Origin of the sequence: Rhodococcus sp. MEB032 (assembly GCF_030208925.1) — a bacterium.
Lineage (GTDB): Bacteria > Actinomycetota > Actinomycetes > Mycobacteriales > Mycobacteriaceae > Rhodococcus_F > Rhodococcus_F qingshengii.
Map to the genome: position 1 here is coordinate 264,064 of NZ_JARVSY010000010.1, position 24,129 is coordinate 288,192.

Consider the following 24,129-nt stretch of genomic DNA (forward strand, 5'->3'; position numbering starts at 1 on the left):
TTCAGAACAGCATGTAGCGCTGAGCCATCGGCACTACGTCAACGGGGTTGGGCGCGATCAGGTCGCCGTTGACCTTGATGGCAAACGTCTCCGGATCGACGTCGATGGACGGCAGCGCCGTGTTGTTCGGCATGTCCGCCTTGGAGAGGTGTCTCGTCGGACGAACACCGGTAAGGGTGCGGGTGAGACCGAGACGATCGGCCAGACCGTCCTCGATGGCCATCGGAGAGACGAACGTCGTGGACAGGTGCGGGGCCGATCCCGGAGTCGCCGCGATGGCCGGGCGAACGAACACCGGCTGCGGGGTCGGGATAGCAGCATTCGGATCACCAAGCGGCGCAGCAACTATCGCCCCGCCCTTGATCACGGCAGAAGGACGGACTCCGAAGAACGCGGGATCCCACAGCACCAGGTCCGCCATCTTCCCTGCCTCGACCGAGCCGATCTCGTGATCGATACCGTGCGCCACCGCGGGGCAGATCGTGTACTTGGCGACGTAACGCCGCGCACGCTCGTTGTCGGCCGGCATGCTGGTGCCCAGCTTGCCGTACTGGGCCTTCATGACGTGAGCCACCTGCCATGTCCGCAGGGTCACCTCACCGATACGGCCCATCGCCTGGGCGTCGGACGAGGTGATCGAGATGGCTCCGATGTCGTGCAGAAAGTCTTCTGCTGCAATCGTTGTCGGCCGGATCCGGGACTCGGCAAAGGCAAGATCCTCCGGAACCCGGGGATTGAGCGCATGACACACGATGAGCATGTCGAGGTGCTCGGCAACCGTGTTGACGGTATGCGGCAACGTCGGATTGGTCGATGCCGGAAGAACGTTCGGCTCACCTGCCGTCACGATGATGTCCGGTGCGTGCCCGCCGCCGGCGCCTTCCGCATGGAACACGTGGATCCCGCGTCCGGCGATCGCATCCAAAGTGTGCTGTACGTAACCGGTTTCGTTGAGGCTGTCGGCGTGCAGCGCTACCTGGAGGCCGAACTCGTCGGCTGCGCGCAGAGCTGCGTCGATCGCAGCCGGAGTGGAACCCCAGTCCTCGTGGACCTTGAATCCGCCTGCGCCGGCGAGAGCTTCCTGACGCATGGCCTCATGGCTGACGGTGCTGCCCTTGCCGAGGAGAAGAACGTTGAGCGGGATGTGGTCGAGGGCGCGGTGCATCATCGTCAACGACCAGGCGCCGGGTGTGACGGTGGTTGCCTTGCTTCCCTCGGTTGGGCCCGTTCCGCCGCCCGCCACCGTCGTCGTACCGGTCGCGAGCGCCTCCATCATCTCGATTTCACTGAGGAAGTGCACGTGAGTGTCGATCGCACCCGCGGTGAGGATCTTTCCCTCGCCGGCGATCACGTCGGTGCTCGGCCCGATGAGCAACTTGGGGTGTACGCCATCCATGATGTCGGGGTTACCGGACTTGCCGATCGCAACGATGCGTCCGTCGCGAATTCCCACGTCTGCCCGGACGATTCCCCAGTGATCGAGAATCACCGTGTTGGTGATGACGACGTCGAGAGCACCCTGGTCGCGAGTGGTCAGGCCCTGGCCCATCGACTCGCGGATGCTCTTACCGCCGCCGAAGACCATCTCGTCGCCGGTCGCGGTGTAGTCGTGCTCGATCTCGATCCACAGATCTGTGTCGGCCAAACGGATCTGGTCGCCTGCGGTCGGGCCGTACAGGGAGGCGTAGCCGCGTCGATCGATCCTGCTCATTCGGCTGTCCTCTCAACTGTCGTCGCGGCGTCGTCCGGTGAATCCGCCTCGACTGGAACATCACTCACTCGCACGTTCACCGAGGACGCTCGCAAAGGTTCTTCGACCTCGACGCCGGGCGTGCCGAAGGGCATGACGGTCTTGGGCTCGCGCGCATGTGTCGGTAGGTCTTCGTCCGGCACGATCTGCAGGCCCGGAACCCTTTTGAGTCCGCCGAGCGCGATCAGGGTCACCGTTCTGCTGACCCCGGGTTCGAACCGAACCGACGTTCCCGAGGGGATGTCGAGCCGGAAGCCGTCTGCCGCTTCGCGATCGAAGGTCAACGCCGGGTTGGCCGCGGGAAGGTGGAGATGTGAACCGATCTGAATGGGGCGATCGCCGTCGTTGACGACGACCATCGTGATCTTCTCCGCGTCCGTGCCGAACTCGAGCGGTTCGGTGGACACACGTACCTCGCCGGGAATCATCGAATGGGCTCCGTCACGGTGACCAGCTTGCGACCGTCCGGGAAAGTGGCCTCCACCTGGACGTTTGCAATCATCTCGGGTACCCCTTCCATCACGTCGTCGCGGGTGAGCACTTGCCGACCGGCGTTCATCAGTTCCGCAACCGTCATTCCGTCACGCGCGCGCTCGAGAATCCAGCACGAGATCAGTGCCATCGCTTCGGGGTAGTTCAGCAGTACCCCGCGCTCGCGGCGGTCACGGGCGACCATGCCCGCGACGCTCAGGAGCAGCTTTTCGGTATCTGAAGGGGTGAGGTGCACTGACAAGCCCTTCCGGTTGTGAAACGACATCGATCGACAGCGTGCTGTCGGGCCGAGATTAGCATTGTCCGAAGCGTCGTCAGTATCCACGAGATTCACGTCGTCGGCTACTTCAGCGCCCACTCGGCGCACTTGCGCTGCTCATCGAATTATTCGGGCGCCCAACGACGCTCAGCTCTGCGCACCGGAGTGGGAACTATCACCACAACCAAAAAGTTTCACCCCCGTCTCCTGTTGGAAACGGGGGTGAAACATGATCGTGCAGGGTTGATCCCGGGACCTATCCGAAGCGGCCGGAGATGTAGTCCTCGGTGGCCTTCTGCGTCGGGTTCGAGAAGATCTTCTCGGTGTCGTCGATCTCGACGAGCTGACCGGGCTTGCCGGTTGCCTCGAGGTTGAAGAATGCCGTCTGGTCACTCACACGCGCAGCCTGCTGCATGTTGTGCGTGACGATGACGATCGTGAAGTCCTTCTTCAGCTCGGTGATCAGGTCTTCGATCGCGAGAGTCGAGATCGGGTCGAGCGCGGAGCACGGCTCGTCCATGAGCAGGACGTCGGGCGAGACCGCGATGGCACGCGCGATGCACAGACGCTGCTGCTGACCGCCTGAGAGGCCGCCACCGGGCTTGTCGAGGCGATCCTTGACCTCGTTCCACAGGTTGGCACCGCGCAGCGAACGCTCGGCCACCTCGTCGAGCTTCTTCTTGCTGCGCTCGCCCTGCAACTTCAAGCCCGCGACGACGTTGTCCTTGATGGACATGGTCGGGAAGGGGTTGGGTCGCTGGAACACCATGCCGATGGTCTTGCGAACACCGACCGGATCGACGTTCGAGCCGTAGATGTCCTCGCCGTCGAGCAGCACCGAACCCTCGACGCGCGCACCGGGAATCACTTCGTGCATGCGGTTGAGTGAACGAAGAACGGTGGACTTGCCGCAACCGGACGGGCCGATGAAGGCGGTGACGCTCCGGGGCGGGACGGACAGGCCCACATCGGCGACGGCGTGGAACTTGCCGTAGTAGATGTTGACGTCCTTGAGATCCAGACGCTTGGCCATTACCGGCTCCCTACTGAGTTGTTGACGCTGTTGAGTACGAACATGTTCCGAGGCCGCATCACTTACTTCTGACCTGTGAGAAGTGACCGATCAGCTTCGCGACGATGTTGAGGATCGCGATCAGCAGGATCAGGGTCAGTGCTGCGCCCCAGATGCGGTTGGTGCCGGCGTCGGTGGGGTTGTTCATCTCGGCGACCATGACGGAAGGCAGTGTGCCCATTTCGCCGTTGAACAGGTCGAAGTTGATGAACGGTGCGTAGCCGACGAGGATCAGCAGCGGTGCGGTCTCACCGAGCACGCGGGCCAGCGCCAGCATGACGCCGGTGATGATGCCGGGAAGTGCCGTCGGCAGAACGATTTTCGAGATGGTCTTCCACTTCGGCACACCGAGCGCGTACGACGCCTCTCGCAGATCCATCGGGACGATGCGCAGCATTTCCTCGGTGGAGCGGATGACGACCGGGACCATCAGAAGGACCAGAGCCAGTGACACCGCAAACGCGGACTTGGGGAAGCCGAAGGTCGCGATCCACAGGGCGTAGATGAACAGCGCAGCCACGATCGACGGAACACCGCTGAGGATGTCGACCATGAACGTGGTCAGCTTGCCCAGCTTCGACTTCCGGTCGGCGTACTCCACCAGGTAGATCGCGACGAAGATACCGAGCGGGATGGAGAAGACCGCGCACACGATGCCTTGCAGCAGGGTGCCGATCAAGGCGTGATAGATACCGCCGCCGTCGGCCGACGCCGTCAATCCGCTCAGCGAGTTGGTGAACCAGGTAGGCGACGTCAGAGCGGGCAGGCCCTTGGCGATGACCGTGAAGAGCACCCAGACCAACGGGATGAGCGCGATGACGACTGCCAGGCTCACCAGGATGGTCGCGATGACGTCCTTGGCACGACGACGAGCGCCGACGCCTTGGAAAGTGGGGGCCTTGACCGGCCGGTCCAGAGTGGAGGTCATGGGTCAGTCCTTCTTTCCGGCGATCACTGCGCGGGCAGCCGCGTTGACGACGAAGGTCAGTACGAACAGCACCAGTCCGGCCGCGATGTACGCGCCTGCCTGGATGTCGTTGTTGAACTCCGCGTAGCCGAGGGCGATCTTGGAGGCGATGGTCGAGCCGCCGTCGAACAGCGACCAGCCGAAGGCCTGAGAGGTGGTGCGCAGGATCAGGTAGAGCGCCATCGTCTCACCGAGTGCGCGTCCGAGACCGAGCATCGAGCCGCTGATGTAGCCGGACTTACCGAACGGGATGACCGTGGTGCGCACAACTTCCCAGCGCGTGGCGCCGAGGGCGAGTGCGGCTTCGATCTGTGATCGCGGGGTCTGGATGAACACCTCGCGGGTCACTGCGGTGATGACCGGAAGGATCATCACGGCGAGGACGATGCCTGCGGTGAAGATGGTGCCGCCGCCGGTGATCGATCCGCTGCCGTCGGCGAAGAGCGGGAACCAGCCGAGAGTGTCGTTGAGCCACACCGCGACCGGGGTGATCGCCGGAGCGAAGACGAGAAGTCCCCACAGGCCGTAGACGATGGACGGCACAGCTGCCAGAAGGTCGATCGTGTACGACAGTGGCCGCGTGAGCCACTTGGGTGAGTACGAAGTCAGGAAGATCGCAATGCCCAGTGCGATCGGCATCGCGAGCACCAGTGCGAACAGCGAGACCAACACCGTGACCTGGAAAAGATCGAGGACACCGAACGCCATCGCGTTGATGTTCTGCGTGACCCATTCACGGCTGGTCAGGAAGTTGACCTGGTTCCGGCTCAAAGCAGGAACAGCACGCCAGATCAGGAACGCGCCGATCGCCGCGATGACAACCGTGATGAAGATTGCCGAACCGGAGGCGAGCGAGCTGAAGATGCGGTCACCCGGACGGGTCACCGTCTTGCTGTTGCCGCTACCCGGACCGTCACCCTTCGGAGGATGCTCGGTTTCTGGAGCCTTGGTGGAAGTAATCGTGTCCTCCGTGGTGCCGTTCGGACCGCCCACCCCGGCCCCGCTGGTTGCGGGGCCGGGAGAACGAGATGTCGAGGTGATGGGCGCGTCACTCATGCGCGCTCACTTCCTTCACGTCTGAATGTAGATCCATGAGCTTGTCCGCACGAGTCTCTAGGTCAGCTGATTGCCGTGATGGACGCGTTGAGGCGATCCTGGACGTTGGACGGCAGCGGGACGTAACCCTGCTCGGCCAGGTTGGCCTGACCCTCGTTGGCCGCGCTCGTCAGGAACGACTTCACTGCTGCGGAGGTGTCCGCGTCGTAGCCCTTGGAGCAGACGATCGAGTACGTGGCGAGAACCAGCGGGTAGGCGCCGGCTTCGTTGGTCTTGAAGATCGACGCGAGGTCGAGCGTCAGGTCGCCGGTTGCGTCGGACTTGAACTTCGCGCCTGCGATCGACTTCGCGGCCGTGTCGTTGGTCAGTGCGACTGCCTCGGAGCCGGTGTTGATTTCGGCAACCGAGAGCTTGTTCTGATCGGCGAACGACTTCTCGACGTAGGTGATCGAACCCGGTGCCGTGGCAACTGCCTGTGCAACGCCCGCCGAACCCTTGGCGCCCTCACCGACGCCACCGGTGAAGTCGGACCCTGCGCCCGACGTCCAAGCACCGTTCGATGCCGCGTCGAGGTACTTCTGGAAGTTGTCGGTGGTACCCGAGGAATCGGAGCGGATCACGGTGGTGATCTTCTCGTCGGGAAGCGATGCACCGGAGTTGAGCGCGGCGATTGCCGGATCGTTCCACTTGGTGATGCCGCCGTTGAAGATCTTCGCGAGAACCTCTGCGTTGAGAACGAGCTTGTCGACGCCGTCGAGGTTGTATGCAACTGCGATCGGGCCGAAGACGAGGGGAAGGTTCCAGGCTTCGCCGCCGACGCAACGCTCCTTGGCCTTGTCGGCCTGCTCGTCCTTGATGGCCGAGTCGGAGCCGGCGAAGTCGATCTGGCCGGCGATGAACTGTGTACGACCGTCGCCCGAACCGCTGGGGTTGTACGCGACGTTGACCGTCTTGCCCTTTTCCTGGCACACGGAGATGTAAGTGGCGACGAACTGGTCCATGGCGTTCTTCTGTGCCGAGGAACCAGCGGCAGAGAGGTTGCTCTTGCCTTCGCACGTTGCGTTCGATGCGGACGCGTCCACACCCGTCGACGACGAGTTGTTGTCGCTGCCACATGCGGCCAAGGTCATGGCGCCCACGGCCACTACACCGAGCAGGGCACCACTGCGCTTGAGATTCACCAAGATCCTCCGGAAATCGCTACCGCCACGCCCACGATCGGGCGGCGACATGAGACGCAGAATGATTGAAATCTGCATCAGGCAACACGGCGCTGCCCACAGAGAAAAGTAGGCGGGCGCGGTGTCCGGCTGGACCACACATGGTTAACGGAGAATGAACAGACTGGACATTTCTGCGTGTCCGACTGTGACGTCAGAGCGCGCGAGCGTAAGCCATGTCCACGTGGAAGCGATCGAAGCCGAGTCGTTCGTACGTGTGGAGGGCGGCCGTGTTGTCGCCTTCGACGTACAGAAGGACGGTTCCGAGGCCGCGATCACGCAGGTAATGCATGCCCGCGAGAGTCAGCACTCGGCCGAGGCCGCGTCCCTGCGCCGCGGGATCGATCCCCACGACGTACACCTCCCCCAGCTCCGGATCGTCACCTTCGGGTGCGTGCACCTTGGTCCAGTGAAAGCCGAGAAGAGTATCGGGATCGGTGTCCGCGAACGCCATGAACAGACCAGCAGGGTCGAACCAACCTTCGGCCGTTCTCTCGTCGATCTCCGCCTGGGTCCAGCCACCCTGCTCGGGATGCCAGGAGAAGGCCGCATTGTTGACGCGAAGGATCTCGGAATCGTCTTCGGGTCCACGATACGTCCGAATCGTCACACCTTCGGGCACAACGATTTCCGGAAGCTGCGGAGCATCGAGCGGTCGACGCAGCTGCAGGAGTTCACGGACGCTGACCAGATCGAGGCTCTTGGCGAATTCGACTGCGGCGTCGACGTTTCCGTGCGCCCAGACACGCGTGCCCGGCCGGCCCTCGTCGAATACCGCTGCGGCAAGCCTGGTTCCGATGCCGCGGCGCCGCGCCTGCGGGTCGACCACCAACTCGGCCATGTCGGGATGCTCGTCCGAACCGGCTTGCAGCTGCGCATAACCGACGATTGCATCGCCGTCGAGTTCGAGGAAGTGTCGCGCGGCACCGCGCCCGGCAACGGCATGGCGCCCCTGTTCCGACACGGGCGCCTTGCCGTCGAACTCGGTTGCGCGATCGAGAAGCGCGGAAACCTGCTCGGCGAATCCAGCCGGCAGTGAATCTGTCCAACCCACGTCAGACCACCGATCCGTCGGCCGCGTCGTAGTCGACGTCCTCGTCGTCCTCGAACTGAACGGGAGCAGCTGCGCCACCCTTGGCCCTGGTCGGACGCACTGCCTTATATCCGACATTTCGGACTGTACCGATCAAGGACTCGTATTCGGTGCCGAGTTTCGCCCGCAGACGACGCACGTGGACGTCGACCGTCCTGGTGCCGCCGAAGAAGTCGTAGCCCCACACTTCCTGCAGCAGCTGCGCCCGGGTGAATACCCGTCCGGCGTGCTGCGCGAGGTACTTGAGCAGCTCGAATTCCTTGTAAGTCAAATCAAGGGGCCGTCCACGCAGTCGTGCCGTGTACGTCCCCTCGTCGATAACCAGTTCGCCCAGCGTGATCTTTCCCGACGCTTCCGGACTGGCCACACCGCCGCTGCGGGCGACCAACAACCGCAATCGGGCGTCCACCTCAGCCGGACCGGTACCGGGAAGCAGGATGTCGTCCAACCCCCAGTCGGCGTTGACGGCAACGAGTCCGCCTTCGGTGAGGACGGCGACCACAGGTACTGCGGATCCTGTGCTTCCGAGCAATCGACACAACCCGCGTGCGGCAGCCAGATCGGTGCGCGCATCCACCAATGCCACGTCCGCGGAACTTGCCTCGAGTAGCGAGGAAACCTCTGTGGGGGCAGGCCGAACCGAGTGCGCCAGCAACGCCAACGCCGGTAGTACAGCTTCCGGGTTGGGGTCGGAGGTGAGGAGGAGCAGTTCCACACGGCCTCCTATCTAGTAGCCCGCGCAACCCGTGAGGGCAACGCTCGAGTAGTTCGACGCTTTTGGTCGGTCCCTACATTAGCGTGCCTGGTACCGGGGCCGTCGCATCGAACCCCGACCGGAGTCCGTCACAATGGTGCGGTGCGCAAACTGATCATCGGCATCGTCTTTCTCCTCGGCCTCGGACTGGTGGCCGATTTCGGCGCGGCCGCGTACGCCGAGTACCGGGTTTCCCGCGAGCTCCGAACCGGCGCATCACTCGAGTCGGATCCGGAGGTCACCTTCAACGGGTTCCCCTTCCTCACCCAGGCACTCGGCGGGAAATACAAGGACGTCTACGTCAGAGCTACCGGCGTCCAGAGCGACGTGGTGGGCGAAGTGACCGTCGAGGCCGATCTGCGCGGGGTCACCGTTCCCTTCTCCGACATCGTGAACGGCAATGTCACCCAACTCCCCGTCGACAAACTCGACGGCCGGATGGGAATCAACGCCACCGACCTCGGAAAGCTGCTCAATATCCCTGACCTGCAGGTATCTTCGCCGCCGGCCAACAAGTCGGATGGCACCGGGGGCAGCGGCGGAACCGGAGCGAGCACCGCGGGCGCCGTCGTGCTGACGGGAACGGTTGCCGTCGGTCCGGTCGAGACTGCAGTGAGCGTGCAGGCCAACCTCGTTCTGGAAGGTGGGCAGGTCAAGATCGTCGCCAGCAATCTGTACTTCGGTCCGGAGGGCAAAGCCGATTTCTCGATCCCCGCAGCACTCGAACCCGTCGTCCTCGGCTTGTTCAGCTACACGATCGATCCGCAGGCACTTCCCTACGGAATTCAGCCGAGCCTGGTCTACGCGGAAGGCGGAAGAATCGTGATCGAAGGCAGCGCCGAAAACACGACGATCGATCTCGCAGAGCTGCAGAACCGATGACCGGGATCACAATTCTGCTGGTCGCGCTGGTCGCCGTCGTCGCGGTCGGGCTCTTTCTCAAGTCGCGCAACGGAAAGGTCCGAGTCACCACGCCGGCCGCGACCGGCGCGGCGGACAGTCGCCTCGAACTGCTCCGCACTGCTGGAGTCTCTTCGCCGAACGGCGGACCCGTCGTACTGCATTTCTCTGCCGACTGGTGCGGACCGTGCGCGGCAGTACGCCGCGTCGTCGGTCAGGTCGTGATCTCGATGGCCGACGCTCCCCGTCCGCCGGTGGAGATCGAGCTCGACATCGACAAGGAACCGGCTCTGGCACGCGAGATGAGTGTCCTCTCGCTGCCCACCACCTTCATCCTCGACGGTGGCCTGGAGGAACAGTTCCGGGTGTCCGGAGTGCCATCCGCAGCCGATCTGAAAGCTGCACTCGTACCACTATCCGGACCCCACGAGCCAAAATCCGAGAATTCGGGGTAAACTCGCCGACGTGCAAACCCGCCACGAGCTGATGCTCACCCGACGCCGCGCAGTAGACCTGTGCCGCCTCGGGGGCTGTTGCTGTACCTGTTGCTGATCACCTCATCCGTCAGATCTCTCTGACCTTCGAGCTTTCGCTCACGTGATCAATCCACCGAGTGGGACTTTGACGTCCCGTTTTCTCGGTCCAGGCACAGCATCATGCAATCCAGCGCAGGAGCACTCCCGATGTCCACAACCACACCCCAGCTCGAGCAGGTCGACGTCCGCGGACCTCGATTCGCCGCGTGGGTCACCACCGGCGTTCTCGTACTCACGCTCATCCTCTCGACCTTCTCACTGCCCGCCGCCACCGTCGTTCTCGCACTACAGGCCATCGTCTTCGCGGTCGGAGCGGTACTCGGCCCCAAGCGCAGCCCGTACGGCCAGATCTTCGGCAAGCTCGTCGCCCCGCGACTCTCGCCGGTCAGCGAACGCGAACCCGTAGCGCCGCTGCGCTTCGCGCAGTTCGTCGGCTTCGTCTTCGCATTGGCAGGCACGGTCGGTTTCCTGGCCGGGTCGACGATCGTCGGCACCGTTGCCACCGGCTTCGCCTTGTTCGCGGCCCTGCTCAACGCCGCGTTCGGCATCTGCCTCGGCTGCCAGATCTATCCACTCGTCGCAAGGCTGCGAAATACCGGCCGCGCTACCACCGCGTGAAAACGCTTGCCCCACAACCCTGCTGAACCCCTGCTAGATAACGACCGATGCAAGACCACATCGAAAGGAACACCATGGCTCGCTCCGACGTCCTAGTCTCCGCTGACTGGGCTGAGCAGAACCTCAACACCCCCAAGACCGTTTTTGTCGAGGTGGACGAGGACACCAGCGCATACGACGGCGGCCACATCGAGGGTGCAGTCAAGCTCGACTGGCGCAAGGACCTCCAGGACGGCGTCCGACGCGACTTCCTGAACCAGGAGCAGTTCTCGGATCTGCTCTCCGCCAAAGGCATTGCGAACGACGACACCGTCGTTCTCTACGGTGGCAACAACAACTGGTTCGCCGCTTACGCGTACTGGTACTTCAAGCTGTACGGCCACCAGGACATCAAGCTGATCGACGGCGGCCGCAAGAAGTGGGAACTCGACGGACGCCCGCTCTCCAAGGACGCAGTCAACCGCGAAGCCACGCAGTACAAGGCCGAGACCCCCGACTTCTCGATCCGCGCATTCCGCGACGAGGTCATCGACGCCATCGGCAGCAAGAACCTCGTCGACGTTCGTAGCCCTGACGAGTTCTCCGGCAAGATCCTCGCTCCCGCCCACCTTCCGCAGGAGCAGGCGCAGCAGCGTGGCCACGTCCCCGGAGCCATCAACATCCCGTGGAGCACCACCGCCAACGAGGACGGCACCTTCAAGTCGGACGACGACCTCGCCAAGCTGTACGCGGAAAAGGGCTTCGACGACACCAAGGAAACGATCGCCTACTGCCGCATCGGCGAGCGTTCGAGCCACACCTGGTTCGTCCTGCAGGAGATCCTCGGCAAGAACAACGTCAAGAACTACGACGGCAGCTGGGTCGAATACGGCTCACTCGTCGGCGCACCGATCGAATTGGGAGCCTGATCATGTGTGGAGCACCTACCCAGGGCCAGACCCTGCCTGCCGGCGTCGACGTCGAGAAGGAAACGGTCATCACCGGCCGCGTTCTCGCAGCTGACGGCCAGCCCATCGGCGGCGCATTCGTGCGTCTGCTCGACGGCTCCGGAGAGTTCACGGCCGAGGTCGTGGCATCGGGAACCGGCGATTTCCGCTTCTTCGCCGCTCCGGGCGAGTGGACCGTGCGTGCACTGTCCAGCTCGGGCAACGGCACCTCCACCGTCGCTCCCGAGGGCTCGGGCGTGCACAACGTGGACGTGACCGTCAGCAAGTAATTCCTGCTTTGTCAGGCGGCCCCGCACCCCTCCGGTGCGGGGCCTTCTGCATTCCGGCTCCCGATTTTTCCGGTCGGTCGCCGCGGTCTAAGATGTACCCGTGGTCATTTTCTTCGAGGTACTCCTCGCACTCGCATCCGTCATGATCGCTTGGTTCTCCGTGTACGTCGTGTACCGCTTGGTCACCGACGAGTCGTGAGTCAGGCTCCGGAGTCAGGCTCCGACGCGACCGCTGACGATTCCGCCGCTGCAGGTGCCGTGAGGCGCGGCAGCGGGGACGAAGCTGTCGCCATCGCCGTCGAGCGCTCCAAGTCGACGGCGTCGCTCAACATTCCGACCCTGCCGGACCTTCCGTTGCCGGAGGACACCGCAAACCTGCGCCTCGGCCCGGACATCAATCCCGAACTCCTCGCGCTTCTCCCCCTCGTCGGTGTCTGGCGCGGCGAAGGTGAAGGACACGACGAGAACGGCGACTACGCCTTCGGTCAGCAGATCGTCATCTCGCACGACGGCGGCCCGTACCTCAATTGGGAGTCCCGGTCCTGGCGCCTCGACGCCGAGGGCAAGTACGTGAGCCCCGATCTGCGCGAGAGCGGTTACTGGCGCATGGGCGGCGACGGCATCCCGGGCAGCGTCAACCAGGAAGTGGTCGAACTCCTGCTCAGCCACAGCTCCGGTGTCGTCGAAATGTACTACGGGCGCGCACTCACCCAAGCGTCGTGGGAACTTGCCACCGACGTGGTGATCCGCAGCCAGTCCGGTGCACTGTACGGCGGCGCGAAGCGTCTGTACGGCATCGTCGAAGGCGGCGACCTCGCGTACGTCGAAGAGCGGATCATGTCTGACGGTGGCCTGGAACCGCGTCTCTCGGCCCGCCTCACCCGCTACATCGGCTAGCTCTGCTGTGCGCCTTTATTAACCCCCGGCGGTTAATAAAGGCGCACAGCAGATTTATCCACAGGCACCGACAAATTCCACAGGCGGGCTCTGGAGCGGCAGTTTCGACCGATTCCTGTCGGACCGCGATCTCACGGTATTCGCATGAGCTGCGACTACATCGATCCTGATCTCCGAAGACTCTTCGACTTCCAACACGGACTCGCGACCAATAAACAACTACGCCCTTTCGGCTATTCACCGCGGCGCATCCAACATCTGGTCGAATCGGGTAATGGACTTCCGTCCTCCACGGCGTTCAATCCAGCACCAACGGCCCACTCAACCGAGCAATGATTCTCGAGGCCGCACTGCTGTTCGGCGGCGGAGAGACCTACCTGAGTCACCGGACGGCAGCTGAAGAGTGGGGACTCACGCACATCGAGTCCGAACTGCCGGTCCACATCACGGTCCGATACGGCAGATCCTCGCGCTGTCAGAGTCCGACGGTCAGACCCGAACGCTCCCCGGCGCGCCCCGTTCCGTTGGGGTGGTCCACTGCCCATCCCGGAGTGATCGTTCATCGTTCACGCGCTCAGGCCCACATCGGCGTTGCCACTCAGCCTGCTCGTACTTCGCTGGCCGACACCGCAATTGACCTGGCGGTTGCAGAGCCGTCGGCTCGCGACGCCGCTCGTTCTCTGGTTCGCTCCGCCACGGCGTGCAAAGTGTCACGGATGGAATTGCGCACCCGAATGGAATGCCGCCGGCCGAGGCGATATGTCAAAGCGCTGTCCTCGACATTGGACCTGTTGGATCGCGGTGTCCAGTCGGTACTCGAGCATCGCTACGCAATCGAGGTCGAGCGAGCACACGGTTTGCCGGAAGCACGACGGCAATCGCCGGTCCTCGTCGATGGGAGAACTCTCTACGAGGACGTCGACTACCGCAATTGCGGTGTCGCACTGATCGTTCGACTCGACGGATTTTGCCTTCCACTCTTCTCGAGCGACTGCACTGCGTGATCGTCGGCGAGGAAACGCATCCGAACTGTCAGGCAACGCCACACTGGTCTTCGGTTGGGAGGAGGTGGAGGGGGCCTCGTGCCGAACTGCAGCCGAGGTCAGAGCGATCCTCGAGCGCGGTGGATGGTGGGGGCCTAATCCTTGTCCACGCTGTGCGCCTTTATTAACCGCCGGGGGTTGATAAAGGCGCACGGCACGAAGCGACCCCCGAGCCACACCCACGCTTTCGCGCGGATCCCGGTCGGACTGATCGGGGGCTCGGGGGTCGGGTGGCTGCCTGGGATTCGCCGGCCGCTCACGCGGTAAGTGAATTCCATCAGCGATTGCGGCTAGCTGGCAGCCACCTCACGCGTCCGTCTGTACTTCAATTTCAGACCACCTCCTTCCTTGTGTACAGGAGAAAGTACGCCCACTTCACGATGACGGCAACGTATTTTCCACAGAAACTTTTCCGACGCATATCACCTGGTCAGCTGCTGTGCCGTCCGGAAGTTGGTGGGTGACGACAACAACGGTTCGCGAAGAATCGACCAGCGTTGCGTCACGACTGAGCAACTCGCGGAGCAACTGATCGCCCGCCTCCGCGTCCATGTGCTCGGTCGGCTCGTCGAGCAGCAGCACCTCCGCAGGCGAGACGATCGCGCGTGCCAACAGCAACCGACGACGCTCACCGCCCGAAACCGCTCGCATACCGCCGACCAGGTAGGTATCGAGCCCTTCCGGCAGTTCCGACAACCAGTCGCCGAGACTAACTGCGGCAAGTGCCTTCTCCGCGTCCTCGGCGGTGAGGTCACCCCGCGCAACGCGCAGGTTCTCGAGTACCGACGTCTCGAAGAGGTGTGCGTCCTCGGCGAAGTACCCCACGTGCCGACGCAGCTCGGCCGGATCGATATCCGAAACGTCCACCGAGTCAACACGAACTGTTCCCGCGACGGGCGGCAGCAGTCCCGCCATCGTCATCAGCGCAGTGGTCTTTCCGGATCCGCTCTCGCCGACGACGGCAACACGAGCACCGCGAGGAAGATCCACCGACAGCGGTTCGGTCACCTTTCCCCCGGGCCAACCCGCCCGCAACGCGTGCACACTCAGGACCCCGTCCTCCGGCCACGCACGATTTCCTTCAACGTGTTCGGCGTCGGCTCGATCGAGTACCGCCATGATGCGTGCCGACGCCAGCCGCGCCTTGGTCAATGCCACCGCCGCGCTGGGCAGTATCGCGGTTCCCTCGAAAGCCGACAGCGGAAGCAGTACAAGGATTCCCATGGACATCGGTGACATCTCGGTGGTTCCGTACAGCGTAATTCCGATCAGCAGGGCACCGAGGACGCTCACTCCGATTGCCAGGGGCGTGGCAGCGGCGGCAAAGGCACTCGGGACCGCCGCGCGATCGGTTGCGTCGACCACATCGTTCTCGGCGGACACAGCCTCGCTCACCGCCTGATCCAAGCGACCCGATACCCGGAGCTCGGCGGAATGGTCGAGGGCGGTCACCGCGGACTCACTGAATCGCGCTGCGGCAGCAGAACTGTCGGCCTCGGCGAGTCGAGCAGCACGAGCCGACAGCCAGGGTGCCGCGATCCCGGACACCGCCAGCGCAACAGCCAGGATGAGCGCGGCCGGAACCGAGATGAACAACAGGATTCCCACCGCAGCAAACGCGAGGACAATCGAGACCGCAATCGGGATCAGTGCTTTGACGACGACGTCGCCCAGTGCATCCACGTCGGCGCCCGTACGTGAGAGCAGGTCACCGCGTCGTAGTCCGGCTGCTGCCGCGGGATCTCCTGCGGCCAACTGCTGGTAGATCCTCGATCGCGCCGCGGTGGTTCCGCGCAACGCGACGTCGTGCGTCGTCAATCGTTCGAGATAGCGGAAGACACCACGTGAGATTCCCAATGCGCGTACGGCAACTACCGCAACACTGAGATCGAGAACGGGGGGCATCTCCCAAGCACGCGTGATCAACCATGCGGACAGCGCGGCCAAGGCGAGTGCGCTACCGAGTGTTGCCACACCCGCCGCTACCGCCGTCAGTACGCGTCGTGGCCGAAGTTCCAGTAGCCGCAGAGCACGCAGAAGCGGATCGTGAGCGTCACTTCTCATGAGCGCGCACCTCGACGATCCGGTCAGCTGCGGCAAGCACACTCGGACGGTGGCCGATCACGACAACGGTGTCGCCACGCTCCGCCCGTGCTCTCAGAGAAGCCAACACTGTCCCTTCCGAATCCGAGTCGAGGTGAGCGGTGGGTTCGTCCAGGACAAGAACTGCGCGGTCCGAGGCAAGCACGCGTGTCAGTGCCAGCCGTTGCCGCTGCCCCAAAGACAGACCTGTACCGCCGACGCCGATCACGGTCTCGACGCCCGCAGGCAGCTCGGCCAGTACCGCGTCGAATCCCGTCGCAGCAGCGGCGTGGGTCAGTGCTTGCGCATCGACGACCCCGGTGAGATCGAGATTTTCACGAACGGTGCCGGGTAGGAGGACCGGATGCTGGGGAAGCCAGGCCAACTGACTCCACCACGCGTGCTCGTCCAGGTCTCGGACATCGACGCCGGCGACCGTCACACGCCCACTGCTCGGTTCGATCAACCCGAGCAGCGCGTGCACTGCCGTCGACTTGCCGCAGCCGTTGGGACCGGTGAGCACGGTGATCGCCCCTGGCGATGCCACGGCGGAAAGTCGAGACGGTGCGACTCCCCCACGAGAGGCCACACCGAGTCCGCCGAAGACGATGTCGGCGCCTCGAGCGACCACCGTCGTGCTACCACCCTCCGGCGCGGCAGAATCCGCCTCGATAACCTCGAATGCCTTGTCGGCTGCCGCCATTCCGTCCTCGGCGGCGTGGAACTGGGTTCCCACCATCCGAAGTGGCAGGTACACCTCGGGGGCGAGGATCAACGCGACTATCCCCGGCTCGAGTGACATGTCGCCGTACACCAGTCGCAAGCCGATACTCACGGCCACCAACGCGACGCAGAGCGTTGCGAGCAGTTCCAGCACCATCGAGGACAGGAACGCGACGCGGAGAGCTGACATCGTCGTTCGCCGATGAGCGTCACCGAGTTCACGGACGCGCTCGGCAGGACCTTGCTGACGACCGAGCGCCCGCAGCGTCGGCAAACCGGCAAGGAGATCGAGCAGTTGCGAAGACAACGTGGTCATCGCTGCCAGCGTCTTCTCCGACTTACCCTTTGTCAGCAGGCCGATCAGAATCATGAAGATGGGGATCAGCGGCAGCGTCACGAAGATGATGACCGCAGACGTCATGTCCTGCACCGCAATGACTATCAGGGTGATGGGTGTCAGCGTCACCGACAAGACCAGGGCCGGAAGGTATCCCGTCAGGTACGGACCAAGGCCGTCGACACCTCGGGTGACCACGGTCGCGATCTCGTCACGCCGCGGATCCAGATCGCGAGGACTCATCGCCGTCGCCGACGTCAGCACGCCGTTCTTGATCTCGGCAACGACGCGAGTCGACGCCCGGTGCGCATACCTGGTCTGCAGCCAGGTCCCCAGAACTCGGACCGCCACAGCTGCGGCGAGAACAACCAATTCGGTTGTCCACGAGGAAACATCCACAGTTCGAGTGGTGATCACTCCGGCCAGCACCCGGCCGATCATGAGCGCCGCGACGATGACCATCACGACGTTCACCATCGACAGAGCAACAGTCAGGATCAGGTAGCCGCGCGCAGAAGCGGAATGTCGCCACAGCCGCGGGTCGATCGGCCCCCGGCGACGCTCCCGAGTGGTGGGAGCGTCGCCTACTTCGATTGTCACGTGAATTCGACCGTCAGTTCTTTCGTGTTTCGAATGTGTCGTGATTCAGGGTTCGTGACTACCACGTCTTCTCCTTGAATCGGAGACCGATCGACGCCGGAATCTGCTTGGAGGAGATGCGCTGTCGGAACACCCAGTACGTCCAGCCCTGGTAGATGATCACCACCGGTGTCATGAATGCCGCGGCCCACGTCATCACCTTGAGCGTGTACGGACTCGACGACGCGTTCTCGATGGTCAGGCTGTACGCCGGATCAAGCGTCGACGGCATGACGTTCGGGAACAGCGAGGCGAACAGCAGCACGACAGTGGCGATGACGGCCACACAGGTGAGAACGAAAGCCCAGCCTTCGCGCTCGGCCCGCGTCAGGAAGACGACGCCGATCAGTGCGGCAGCAGCGGCGGCTACCAGAATCCACGTCCATCCCTTGCCGTAGGCGAGTTGCGTCCAGAGGACGAATCCGCCGGCGACCGGAATAGCCGGAATTGCCAGTCGTGCGGCAATTTTCACGGCGTCTTCACGAACCTCGTCGGCACTCTTGAGTGCCAGGAACACTGCGCCGTGGAGAGCGAACACCAGCGCGGTGGTCAGACCGCCGAGCAGCGCGTACGGATTGAGCAGATCGAAGAATCCCGACTCGACCTGCTTGTCGGCGTTGATCGCCACGCCCCGAACGATGTTCGCGAAAGCCACGCCCCAGAGAACTGCCGGGACCCAGGAGCCGAAGATGATGCCCCAGTCGCAACGCTGACGCCATTTGTCGTCGTCGATCTTGCTTCGCCATTCGATGGCACAGATACGAACGATCAAGGCCACCAGGATGATCAGCAGCGGTAGATAGAACCCGGAGAACAACGTCGCGTACCACTCCGGGAATGCCGCGAACATCGCGCCACCGGCGGTGATCAGCCACACTTCGTTGCCGTCCCACACCGGGCCGATCGTGTTGAGCGCCACCCGTCGACGCGTATCGGCCGGGAGGTCACTGCCTCTGCCGACGATCGGCATGAGCATCCCGACACCGAAGTCGAACCCTTCGAGGACGAAGTACCCGATGAACAGTACTGCGACGAGCACGAACCATACTTCTTGAAGTCCCATGATCGCCTCCTAGTACGCGAACGACAGTTGTTTGGGCTTGTCCGGATCTTCCGGCTCGTCATGATCTGCATCGCCTGGTGGATGCATGTCGTGCTCCAACGGGCCTTCCTTCGCGTACCGCACGATCAGCTTGAACCAGACGACTCCCAGCGCTCCGTACAGCAGGGTGAAGGTGATCAGCGAAGCCCAGACGGTAGCCGACGCGTGGTCCGAAACACCTTGGTCGACAGTAAGTCTGATCATGTCGACGCCGGTCGGGTTGGGATGCACCACCCAGGGCTGACGGCCCATCTCGGTGAAAATCCAACCGGCGCTGTTCGCCATGAACGGAGTGGGGATCGCGACCAGGCTGAGTATTCCGAACCACTTCTGGTCCGGGACCCGCCCCTTACGAGTGACCCACAGTCCCGCGAGAGCCAGTGCTGCCGAACCGGCGGCGAGGCCGATCATGGCGCGGAAAGACCAGTACGTGACAAAGAGATTCGGTCGGTAGTTACCCGGTCCGAAGTCCTGCTCCGCCTGCTCCTGCAGTTGGTTCACGCCTTGCAGTTCGACGCCGGTGAACTTGCCCTCGGCCAACCATGGAAGAACGAACGGCACCTTCAGAACGTGCGTCACGCTGTCACAGTTGTTGTGAGTGCCGATAGTGAGGATCGAGAAGTCCGGATCCATCTCGGTGTCGCACAGCGATTCCGCCGACGCCATCTTCATGGGTTGCTGCTGGAACATGAGCTTGCCTTGGACGTCACCGGTGTAGATGATTCCGATTCCGGCCACGATCATGACGAGCAACGCGAATCGTGTTGCCGGACGGTACATCGTGCGCGCGTCGGACTCGAGGCGTTCGGCTTCGGCGGCCTCAGCCTGCTTGGCGCGGCGCATGTTCCGCACCATCCACCAACCACTGATGCCGGCAACAAACGTCGCCGCCGTCAGGAAGGCGCCGGCAACCGCGTGCGGGAAGGCAGCGAGAGCGGTGTTGTTGGTCAGCAGCTCCCAGATACTGGTGAGCTCGGCACGACCCGTTTCAGGGTTGTACGTCGCACCGACCGGATGCTGCATGAACGAGTTGGCCGCGATGATGAAGAACGCCGACGCGTTGACGCCAATCGCCACGAGCCAAATGCACGCCAGGTGTACAAGTTTGGGCAGCCTGCCCCAACCGAAGATCCAGAGTCCGATGAAGACGGACTCCATGAAGAAGGCGACAAGGCCTTCCAATGCGAGCGGAGCTCCGAAGACGTCACCGACGAATCGCGAGTACTCGCTCCAGTTCATGCCGAACTGGAACTCCTGCACGATGCCGGTGGCTACACCGAGTGCGAAGTTGATGAGGAAAAGCTTGCCGAAGAACTTGGTGAGCCGATACCAGTGGTCCTTTTTGGTGACCACCCACATCGTCTGCATGATCGCGATCATCGGCGCAAGTCCGATGGTCAGCGGAACAAGGATGAAGTGGTAGACGGTAGTGATACCGAACTGCCACCTGGAGACGTCCAAAGTATCCATTGGCTACTCCGAGAGTAGGGCCCTGGGACAGGCTTCGGGGTTCGAGACGCGGGCAGTCGCTCGGCCCCTGCGGACACGGTACTGCTGTCCGGTTTGGACCGCAGGACTTTGCTACTACCAAATGTAGTAGAGACCTGTCGCGATTCCTATTCGCCTATCGCCCTGCTGAATCCGAATCAATTGCACGTTCAACCAATTCCGCGAATTCCCCGGAGACCTTCGGCTCTGGCAATGTGAGCCCGTCGAGTGTATGGACGCGTGCGGCCAGCGTGACGCTCGAAACCATCCACACTCCGTCGGCCGCAATCAAATCCGCAGGTCGGAGGGTTTCGTATCGGCAATCGAAGCGAGCACTGCCGGCAACGTCGAACAGGGCGCGCTGCGTAGTGCCCATCAAAATGCCCTGTGCGGGAGGCGGTGTGATCAAAGTCCTGTCCCGAACGATCACCACCGTCGAGCGTGGTCCCTCCAACACATTGCCCTCGGAACTGACGAAGATCACATCGTCAGCACCCAAATTCGCCGCATATCGAAGCGCTGCCATGTTGGTTGCGTACGACAACGTCTTCGCGCCCAGTAGCTGCCAGGGTGCCCGGGCAGAGAGATCGACAGAGAAACCTCGCTCGAGAGTCATCACCGATAACCCCGATTCGCGGACCTGTCTGACCCGATCGGCCACCGGACCGACCATCACGAAGGCTGTCGGCTTGTCGCCGCTCTCACGGCCGCGGGTCAGAACGAGACGAAGGGCGCCTTCCTTCTCGGTCCCCCATTCCTCGGCAGCCATCTCGATCGCCAGACGCCAATCATCGAGAACCGGAGCGGGCAGGCCGAGTGCCCGTGCGCTCAGAACCAGTCGACTCAGGTGTCCCTCGACCACCCGGGCGCGGCCGTCGCGTACCAACAGCGTCTCGAAGACTCCGTCGCCGCGCACCACCGCCAGGTCGTCGGCGTGCAGAAACGGTGCGTCAGCATCGAGCACCTCATGGTCGAGAGTCACCAATACGCGATCAGGCATGCCATCAACCCTAACGATCCGCCAAGCCGCCGGGGCCGCCCTGTAACCGCGATCCCGCCCACACTCCTAGACTGGTCTCGTGGTCGACAACGCTCTTGTGCCCAACAGCCCACTTCTGACTTCCCCCGGCGCGGTCACCGCACCGGACGGTTCGGCCGACATCGGTGTCGCGTGGCACTACGGCGATCCCCTCGGCGAACAGCGAACCGCGCAGCGCGCAGCAGTGGTGGTCGACCGCAGTCACAGATTCGTGATCGCCATTCCCGGCGACGAACGCCTCACGTGGCTGCACACGATTTCGAGCCAGCACATCACCGCGCTCCCCGACGGCAAGAGTGCCGAGAACTTGAGCCTGGACGTCAACGGACGCGTCGAGCACCACTTCGTGCAGACGGACCTGGCAGGTGTCACCTGGATCGACACCGAGGCGAACCGCGGACCCGACCTTCTCTCCTTCTTGAAGAAGATGGTGTTCTGGTCCAAGGCCGAACCTCGAGACGGCAACGAACTCGCGGTCCTGAGCCTGATCGGACCCGAAGCGTCAACTGTCCTCGCCGCACTCGAGGTTCAGACACCCACCGAGGCCTACGACGCTCACGCCTTGGCCGACGGCGGATTTGTCCGCCGCATGCCGTGGCCTACCGAGAACTCTTTCGACCTTCTCGTCCCACGTGAGCAACTGGCAGCGTGGTGGACCAGGCTGACCGATGCCGGCGCCAAGCCCGCCGGCAGTTGGGCCTTCGAGGCACTGCGCGTCGAAGCGACGAGGCCTCGCCTCGGACTGGACACCGACGAACGGACCATCCCGCACGAGGTCCACTGGATCGGTGGGCCGGCCGAGCACGGCGCCGTCCACCTCGACAAGGGGTGCTACCGCGGTCAGGAAACCGTCGCCCGAGTTCACAATCTCGGCAAGCCCCCGCGCCATCTCGTCATGTTGCACCTCGACGGCAGCGCCGAAGCCGTCCCGGAACCGGGTGACCCGATCACGGCGGGCGGACGGGCCGTCGGACGCGTCGGGACCGTCGTCAATCATCACGAGCTCGGCCCCATCGCACTCGCTCTGATCAAGCGCAACATCCCGGTCGACACCGAACTGATGGCCGGCCCCAGCGCTGCGTCCATCGATCCGGATTCGATCGTGGCGGACGACGCACCCCAGGCCGGACGTGAGGCTGTCAACCGATTGCGCGGAAAGTGACGGGCATGGTCGACGCGGTCTGCGTCGTCCACACCGAACGTGACAGTGGCGTCAGGCGAGTCCCCCGTACGGCGATCGACAAGCGTCCCGTCGACGGCCGCGTCGCGGTCGGCCGACTCGGTCTGGGTGGCGACTACGTCTGCGACACCGAGTTCCACGGCGGCGCCTTCCAAGCTGTCTACGCGTATCAGCGCGACGAAGCGCAGCGCTGGTCGGACGAATTGGGCCGACCTCTCGGCCCCGGATGGTTCGGCGAGAATCTTCACATCAGCGGGATGCTCGTCACGGACGCCGTGATCGGCGAGCGTTGGCACATCACCGGAGCCGAGGCGTCGGACGTTCTCGAACTCGAAGTGACCGCTCCCCGGGTCCCGTGTGGCACCTTCGGCATCTGGGCCGCGGAAAAGGGCTGGGTCAAAAGATTCACCGAGCGGACCGACGTCGGCGCCTACCTTCGCGTCAACCGGACCGGCACGATCGCCGCGGGCGATTCGGTCACCCGAGTCCACGTACCGGATCACGGAGTGACTGTTCGAGAGGTCTTCGCCGGAACGGATCCTGAGCGGCTTCGACGGCTCCTCGCAGAACACACCGACCTTGCACCGAACGTCACCGCGCGCGTCCAGAGGTTCATCGAACAAGCAGAAGCGCAGGTGCACTCGTGAGTATCGAATTGGTGGAAGTGGTCCGCTCCGGATTCCGCGAATGCGTGCATCGCGGATCGGCCGTCATTCTCGGCGCCGACGGCGAGGTCGTTGTCGGACTCGGGGAAATTCACACACCCATCTACCCGCGCTCGGCGAACAAGCCGCTGCAAGCCGTCGCTGCGCTTCGTAACGGCTTTGCACCCACCAGCCCGGAAGAGCTGGCCGTCGCGTCGTCCTCACATGCGGGCGAGGCCGATCACATCGAACTGGTCGCAGCGCTTCTCGCTCGCTACCAACTCGGTGTCGACCAGTTGCAGTGCCCCTCCGATCTGCCGGGCAACGAACTGGCCCGAGCCGAACTGATCGCAGCGGGCGAGCTTCCCAGCCCGATCTACATGACCTGCTCGGGCAAGCACTCCGCGATGCTCGCCACGTGCGTCGTGAACGACTGGCCGCTCGAGACGTACATGGAGCCGACTCATCCCCTCCAACTCGCGATCCAGGAGACGATCTTCGATCTCAGCGGCGAGGAAGAGCAGGAACTCGGCATCGACGGTTGTGGTCTCCCGATCGTGCCGCTCTCGCTCACGAACCTGGCTCGGGCATTCGGACGCCTGCCCTCGGCTGAGCCCGACTCACCCGAACGAGCTGTGGCCGACGCGGTCCGCGAGAACCCCTTCCTCGTCTCGGGCACCGGCCGCAACGATCAGCGCCTGATGTCCGCCGTGCCGGGTCTGTTCTCCAAGACCGGATACGACGGCATCTACGCCGGAGCGCTTCCCGACGGTTCCGCTTTCGCCCTCAAGATCGACGACGGTCACGAGCGGGCGCTCCTGCCCTTGGCGGCAGCTCTGCTCAAGCGGATGAACACCGAGTGGACCGAGGAGTTGGCGGCTCTCGCATCCGCTCCGGTCTTCGGCGGCGACGCCCGAGTGGGGACGATTCGCGCAATTCCCGGAAACTTCTGAGCAGTTCTCACAAAGTTCTGACGAGTTCTTTCAGCATCCTGGCAGCTCGCGGCCATAGTGAGAGCAATC

The 24,129-nt window shown here is 63.4% G+C and carries 24 protein-coding genes and 1 pseudogene; 11 read left to right on the forward strand and 14 right to left on the reverse strand.

What is annotated here, in order from left to right:
• Position 1: 1 nt before the first annotated feature.
• The 9 genes from QRN54_RS11450 to QRN54_RS11490 form a co-directional block, all read right to left on the reverse strand.
• Positions 2-1,711 (reverse strand): urease subunit alpha, encoded by a 1,710-nt coding sequence (locus QRN54_RS11450; protein WP_083056792.1) that lies wholly within the window; start codon positions 1,709-1,711, stop codon positions 2-4.
• Complete coding sequence (gene ureB / locus QRN54_RS33590) at positions 1,708-2,178, reverse strand: urease subunit beta (protein ID WP_007733849.1); 471 nt, start codon at positions 2,176-2,178, stop codon at positions 1,708-1,710. The genes QRN54_RS11450 and ureB overlap by 4 nt, the downstream gene beginning before the upstream one ends.
• Positions 2,175-2,477, reverse strand: coding sequence for an urease subunit gamma (gene ureA, locus QRN54_RS11460; RefSeq protein WP_003939800.1), 303 nt, complete (start codon positions 2,475-2,477; stop codon positions 2,175-2,177). The genes ureB and ureA overlap by 4 nt, the downstream gene beginning before the upstream one ends.
• A 280-nt stretch (positions 2,478-2,757) precedes the next feature.
• Positions 2,758-3,534 (reverse strand): phosphate ABC transporter ATP-binding protein PstB, encoded by a 777-nt coding sequence (gene pstB, locus QRN54_RS11465; protein WP_003939968.1) that lies wholly within the window; start codon positions 3,532-3,534, stop codon positions 2,758-2,760.
• Positions 3,535-3,592: 58 nt separating this feature from the next.
• On the reverse strand, positions 3,593-4,501 hold the full coding sequence (gene pstA / locus QRN54_RS11470) for a phosphate ABC transporter permease PstA (protein ID WP_003940100.1): 909 nt from the start codon (positions 4,499-4,501) through the stop codon (positions 3,593-3,595).
• Between the two features lie 3 nt (positions 4,502-4,504).
• A complete protein-coding gene (gene pstC, locus QRN54_RS11475) occupies positions 4,505-5,596 on the reverse strand; it encodes a phosphate ABC transporter permease subunit PstC (protein WP_007733846.1) in 1,092 nt (363 codons plus the stop codon).
• Positions 5,597-5,658: 62 nt separating this feature from the next.
• Complete coding sequence (gene pstS, locus QRN54_RS11480; protein WP_003940482.1) at positions 5,659-6,777, reverse strand: phosphate ABC transporter substrate-binding protein PstS; 1,119 nt, start codon at positions 6,775-6,777, stop codon at positions 5,659-5,661.
• Positions 6,778-6,970: 193 nt separating this feature from the next.
• Positions 6,971-7,870 carry a mycothiol synthase gene (gene mshD / locus QRN54_RS11485; RefSeq protein WP_285182044.1) on the reverse strand — a complete coding sequence of 300 codons (900 nt, stop codon included), beginning with the start codon at positions 7,868-7,870 and terminating at the stop codon, positions 6,971-6,973.
• Between the two features lies 1 nt (position 7,871).
• Positions 7,872-8,624: a winged helix-turn-helix transcriptional regulator gene (locus QRN54_RS11490; RefSeq protein ID WP_003939728.1), complete on the reverse strand. Its 753-nt coding sequence runs from the start codon at positions 8,622-8,624 to the stop codon at positions 7,872-7,874.
• A gap of 141 nt (positions 8,625-8,765) precedes the next feature.
• Here QRN54_RS11490 and QRN54_RS11495 point away from each other — a divergent pair, with 141 nt between their 5' ends.
• The 8 genes and pseudogenes from QRN54_RS11495 to QRN54_RS11525 all read left to right on the forward strand — a co-directional run bounded on the left by QRN54_RS11495 (position 8,766) and on the right by QRN54_RS11525 (position 14,015).
• Positions 8,766-9,545, forward strand: a complete 780-nt coding sequence (locus tag QRN54_RS11495; protein ID WP_003939847.1) for an LmeA family phospholipid-binding protein — start codon at positions 8,766-8,768, stop codon at positions 9,543-9,545.
• Positions 9,542-10,018, forward strand: coding sequence for a thioredoxin family protein (locus tag QRN54_RS11500; protein WP_050654782.1), 477 nt, complete (start codon positions 9,542-9,544; stop codon positions 10,016-10,018). The genes QRN54_RS11495 and QRN54_RS11500 overlap by 4 nt, the downstream gene beginning before the upstream one ends.
• 10 nt (positions 10,019-10,028) lie before the next feature.
• A complete protein-coding gene (locus QRN54_RS33595) occupies positions 10,029-10,115 on the forward strand; it encodes a putative leader peptide (RefSeq protein ID WP_350318872.1) in 87 nt (28 codons plus the stop codon).
• 131 nt (positions 10,116-10,246) lie between these two features.
• Complete coding sequence (locus QRN54_RS11505) at positions 10,247-10,717, forward strand: DUF4395 domain-containing protein (RefSeq protein WP_003940408.1); 471 nt, start codon at positions 10,247-10,249, stop codon at positions 10,715-10,717.
• A 74-nt stretch (positions 10,718-10,791) separates the two neighbouring features.
• Entirely contained in the window at positions 10,792-11,625 is an 834-nt protein-coding gene (locus QRN54_RS11510) for a sulfurtransferase (RefSeq protein ID WP_003939859.1), read from the forward strand.
• Positions 11,626-11,627: 2 nt separating this feature from the next.
• Positions 11,628-11,933 (forward strand): DUF1416 domain-containing protein, encoded by a 306-nt coding sequence (locus tag QRN54_RS11515; RefSeq protein WP_003939797.1) that lies wholly within the window; start codon positions 11,628-11,630, stop codon positions 11,931-11,933.
• A gap of 258 nt (positions 11,934-12,191) precedes the next feature.
• Positions 12,192-12,830, forward strand: a complete 639-nt coding sequence (locus QRN54_RS11520) for a heme-binding beta-barrel domain-containing protein (RefSeq protein ID WP_039973378.1) — start codon at positions 12,192-12,194, stop codon at positions 12,828-12,830.
• 144 nt (positions 12,831-12,974) lie between these two features.
• Positions 12,975-14,015: pseudogene (locus tag QRN54_RS11525) on the forward strand (hypothetical protein).
• A 233-nt stretch (positions 14,016-14,248) separates the two neighbouring features.
• Here QRN54_RS11525 and cydC read toward each other — a convergent pair.
• From cydC to QRN54_RS11550, 5 genes are all read right to left on the reverse strand, one after another.
• A complete protein-coding gene (gene cydC, locus QRN54_RS11530) occupies positions 14,249-15,937 on the reverse strand; it encodes a thiol reductant ABC exporter subunit CydC (protein WP_285182045.1) in 1,689 nt (562 codons plus the stop codon).
• Positions 15,927-17,615: a thiol reductant ABC exporter subunit CydD gene (gene cydD / locus QRN54_RS11535; RefSeq protein WP_285182046.1), complete on the reverse strand. Its 1,689-nt coding sequence runs from the start codon at positions 17,613-17,615 to the stop codon at positions 15,927-15,929. Before cydD ends, cydC begins: the two co-directional genes overlap by 11 nt.
• 58 nt (positions 17,616-17,673) lie before the next feature.
• Positions 17,674-18,717, reverse strand: a complete 1,044-nt coding sequence (cydB, locus tag QRN54_RS11540) for a cytochrome d ubiquinol oxidase subunit II (protein ID WP_003939727.1) — start codon at positions 18,715-18,717, stop codon at positions 17,674-17,676.
• A gap of 9 nt (positions 18,718-18,726) precedes the next feature.
• A complete protein-coding gene (locus QRN54_RS11545; RefSeq protein ID WP_003939875.1) occupies positions 18,727-20,226 on the reverse strand; it encodes a cytochrome ubiquinol oxidase subunit I in 1,500 nt (499 codons plus the stop codon).
• A 154-nt stretch (positions 20,227-20,380) separates the two neighbouring features.
• The gene (locus QRN54_RS11550; protein ID WP_007733829.1) at positions 20,381-21,244 is read right to left on the reverse strand and encodes an aminodeoxychorismate lyase; all 864 of its coding nucleotides are present in this window, start codon (positions 21,242-21,244) and stop codon (positions 20,381-20,383) included.
• 79 nt (positions 21,245-21,323) lie between these two features.
• On the opposite strand from QRN54_RS11550, the gene ygfZ reads away from it, so the two are divergent.
• Genes ygfZ through QRN54_RS11565 form a run of 3 tightly spaced genes read left to right on the forward strand, consistent with a single transcriptional unit; the run spans position 21,324 to position 24,060 of the window.
• Positions 21,324-22,445, forward strand: coding sequence for a CAF17-like 4Fe-4S cluster assembly/insertion protein YgfZ (gene ygfZ, locus QRN54_RS11555; RefSeq protein WP_283376102.1), 1,122 nt, complete (start codon positions 21,324-21,326; stop codon positions 22,443-22,445).
• Positions 22,442-23,110 (forward strand): MOSC domain-containing protein, encoded by a 669-nt coding sequence (locus QRN54_RS11560; RefSeq protein WP_042451408.1) that lies wholly within the window; start codon positions 22,442-22,444, stop codon positions 23,108-23,110. Before ygfZ ends, QRN54_RS11560 begins: the two co-directional genes overlap by 4 nt.
• A complete protein-coding gene (locus QRN54_RS11565) occupies positions 23,107-24,060 on the forward strand; it encodes an asparaginase (RefSeq protein ID WP_003940365.1) in 954 nt (317 codons plus the stop codon). The genes QRN54_RS11560 and QRN54_RS11565 overlap by 4 nt, the downstream gene beginning before the upstream one ends.
• Positions 24,061-24,129 lie beyond the last annotated feature (69 nt).

Coding starts and splice junctions, on each gene's coding strand:
- QRN54_RS11515 (WP_003939797.1), top strand. CDS start 11,628: ATGTGTGGAGCACCTACCCAGGGCCAGACCCTGCCTGCCGGCGTCGAC.
- cydB (WP_003939727.1), bottom strand. CDS start 18,717: ATGGGACTTCAAGAAGTATGGTTCGTGCTCGTCGCAGTACTGTTCATC.
- QRN54_RS11510 (WP_003939859.1), top strand. CDS start 10,792: ATGGCTCGCTCCGACGTCCTAGTCTCCGCTGACTGGGCTGAGCAGAAC.
- QRN54_RS11500 (WP_050654782.1), top strand. CDS start 9,542: ATGACCGGGATCACAATTCTGCTGGTCGCGCTGGTCGCCGTCGTCGCG.
- pstC (WP_007733846.1), bottom strand. CDS start 5,596: ATGAGTGACGCGCCCATCACCTCGACATCTCGTTCTCCCGGCCCCGCA.
- cydC (WP_285182045.1), bottom strand. CDS start 15,937: ATGAGAAGTGACGCTCACGATCCGCTTCTGCGTGCTCTGCGGCTACTG.
- pstA (WP_003940100.1), bottom strand. CDS start 4,501: ATGACCTCCACTCTGGACCGGCCGGTCAAGGCCCCCACTTTCCAAGGC.
- pstB (WP_003939968.1), bottom strand. CDS start 3,534: ATGGCCAAGCGTCTGGATCTCAAGGACGTCAACATCTACTACGGCAAG.
- QRN54_RS11450 (WP_083056792.1), bottom strand. CDS start 1,711: ATGAGCAGGATCGATCGACGCGGCTACGCCTCCCTGTACGGCCCGACC.
- QRN54_RS11550 (WP_007733829.1), bottom strand. CDS start 21,244: ATGCCTGATCGCGTATTGGTGACTCTCGACCATGAGGTGCTCGATGCT.
- QRN54_RS11505 (WP_003940408.1), top strand. CDS start 10,247: ATGTCCACAACCACACCCCAGCTCGAGCAGGTCGACGTCCGCGGACCT.
- QRN54_RS11545 (WP_003939875.1), bottom strand. CDS start 20,226: ATGGATACTTTGGACGTCTCCAGGTGGCAGTTCGGTATCACTACCGTC.
- ureB (WP_007733849.1), bottom strand. CDS start 2,178: ATGATTCCCGGCGAGGTACGTGTGTCCACCGAACCGCTCGAGTTCGGC.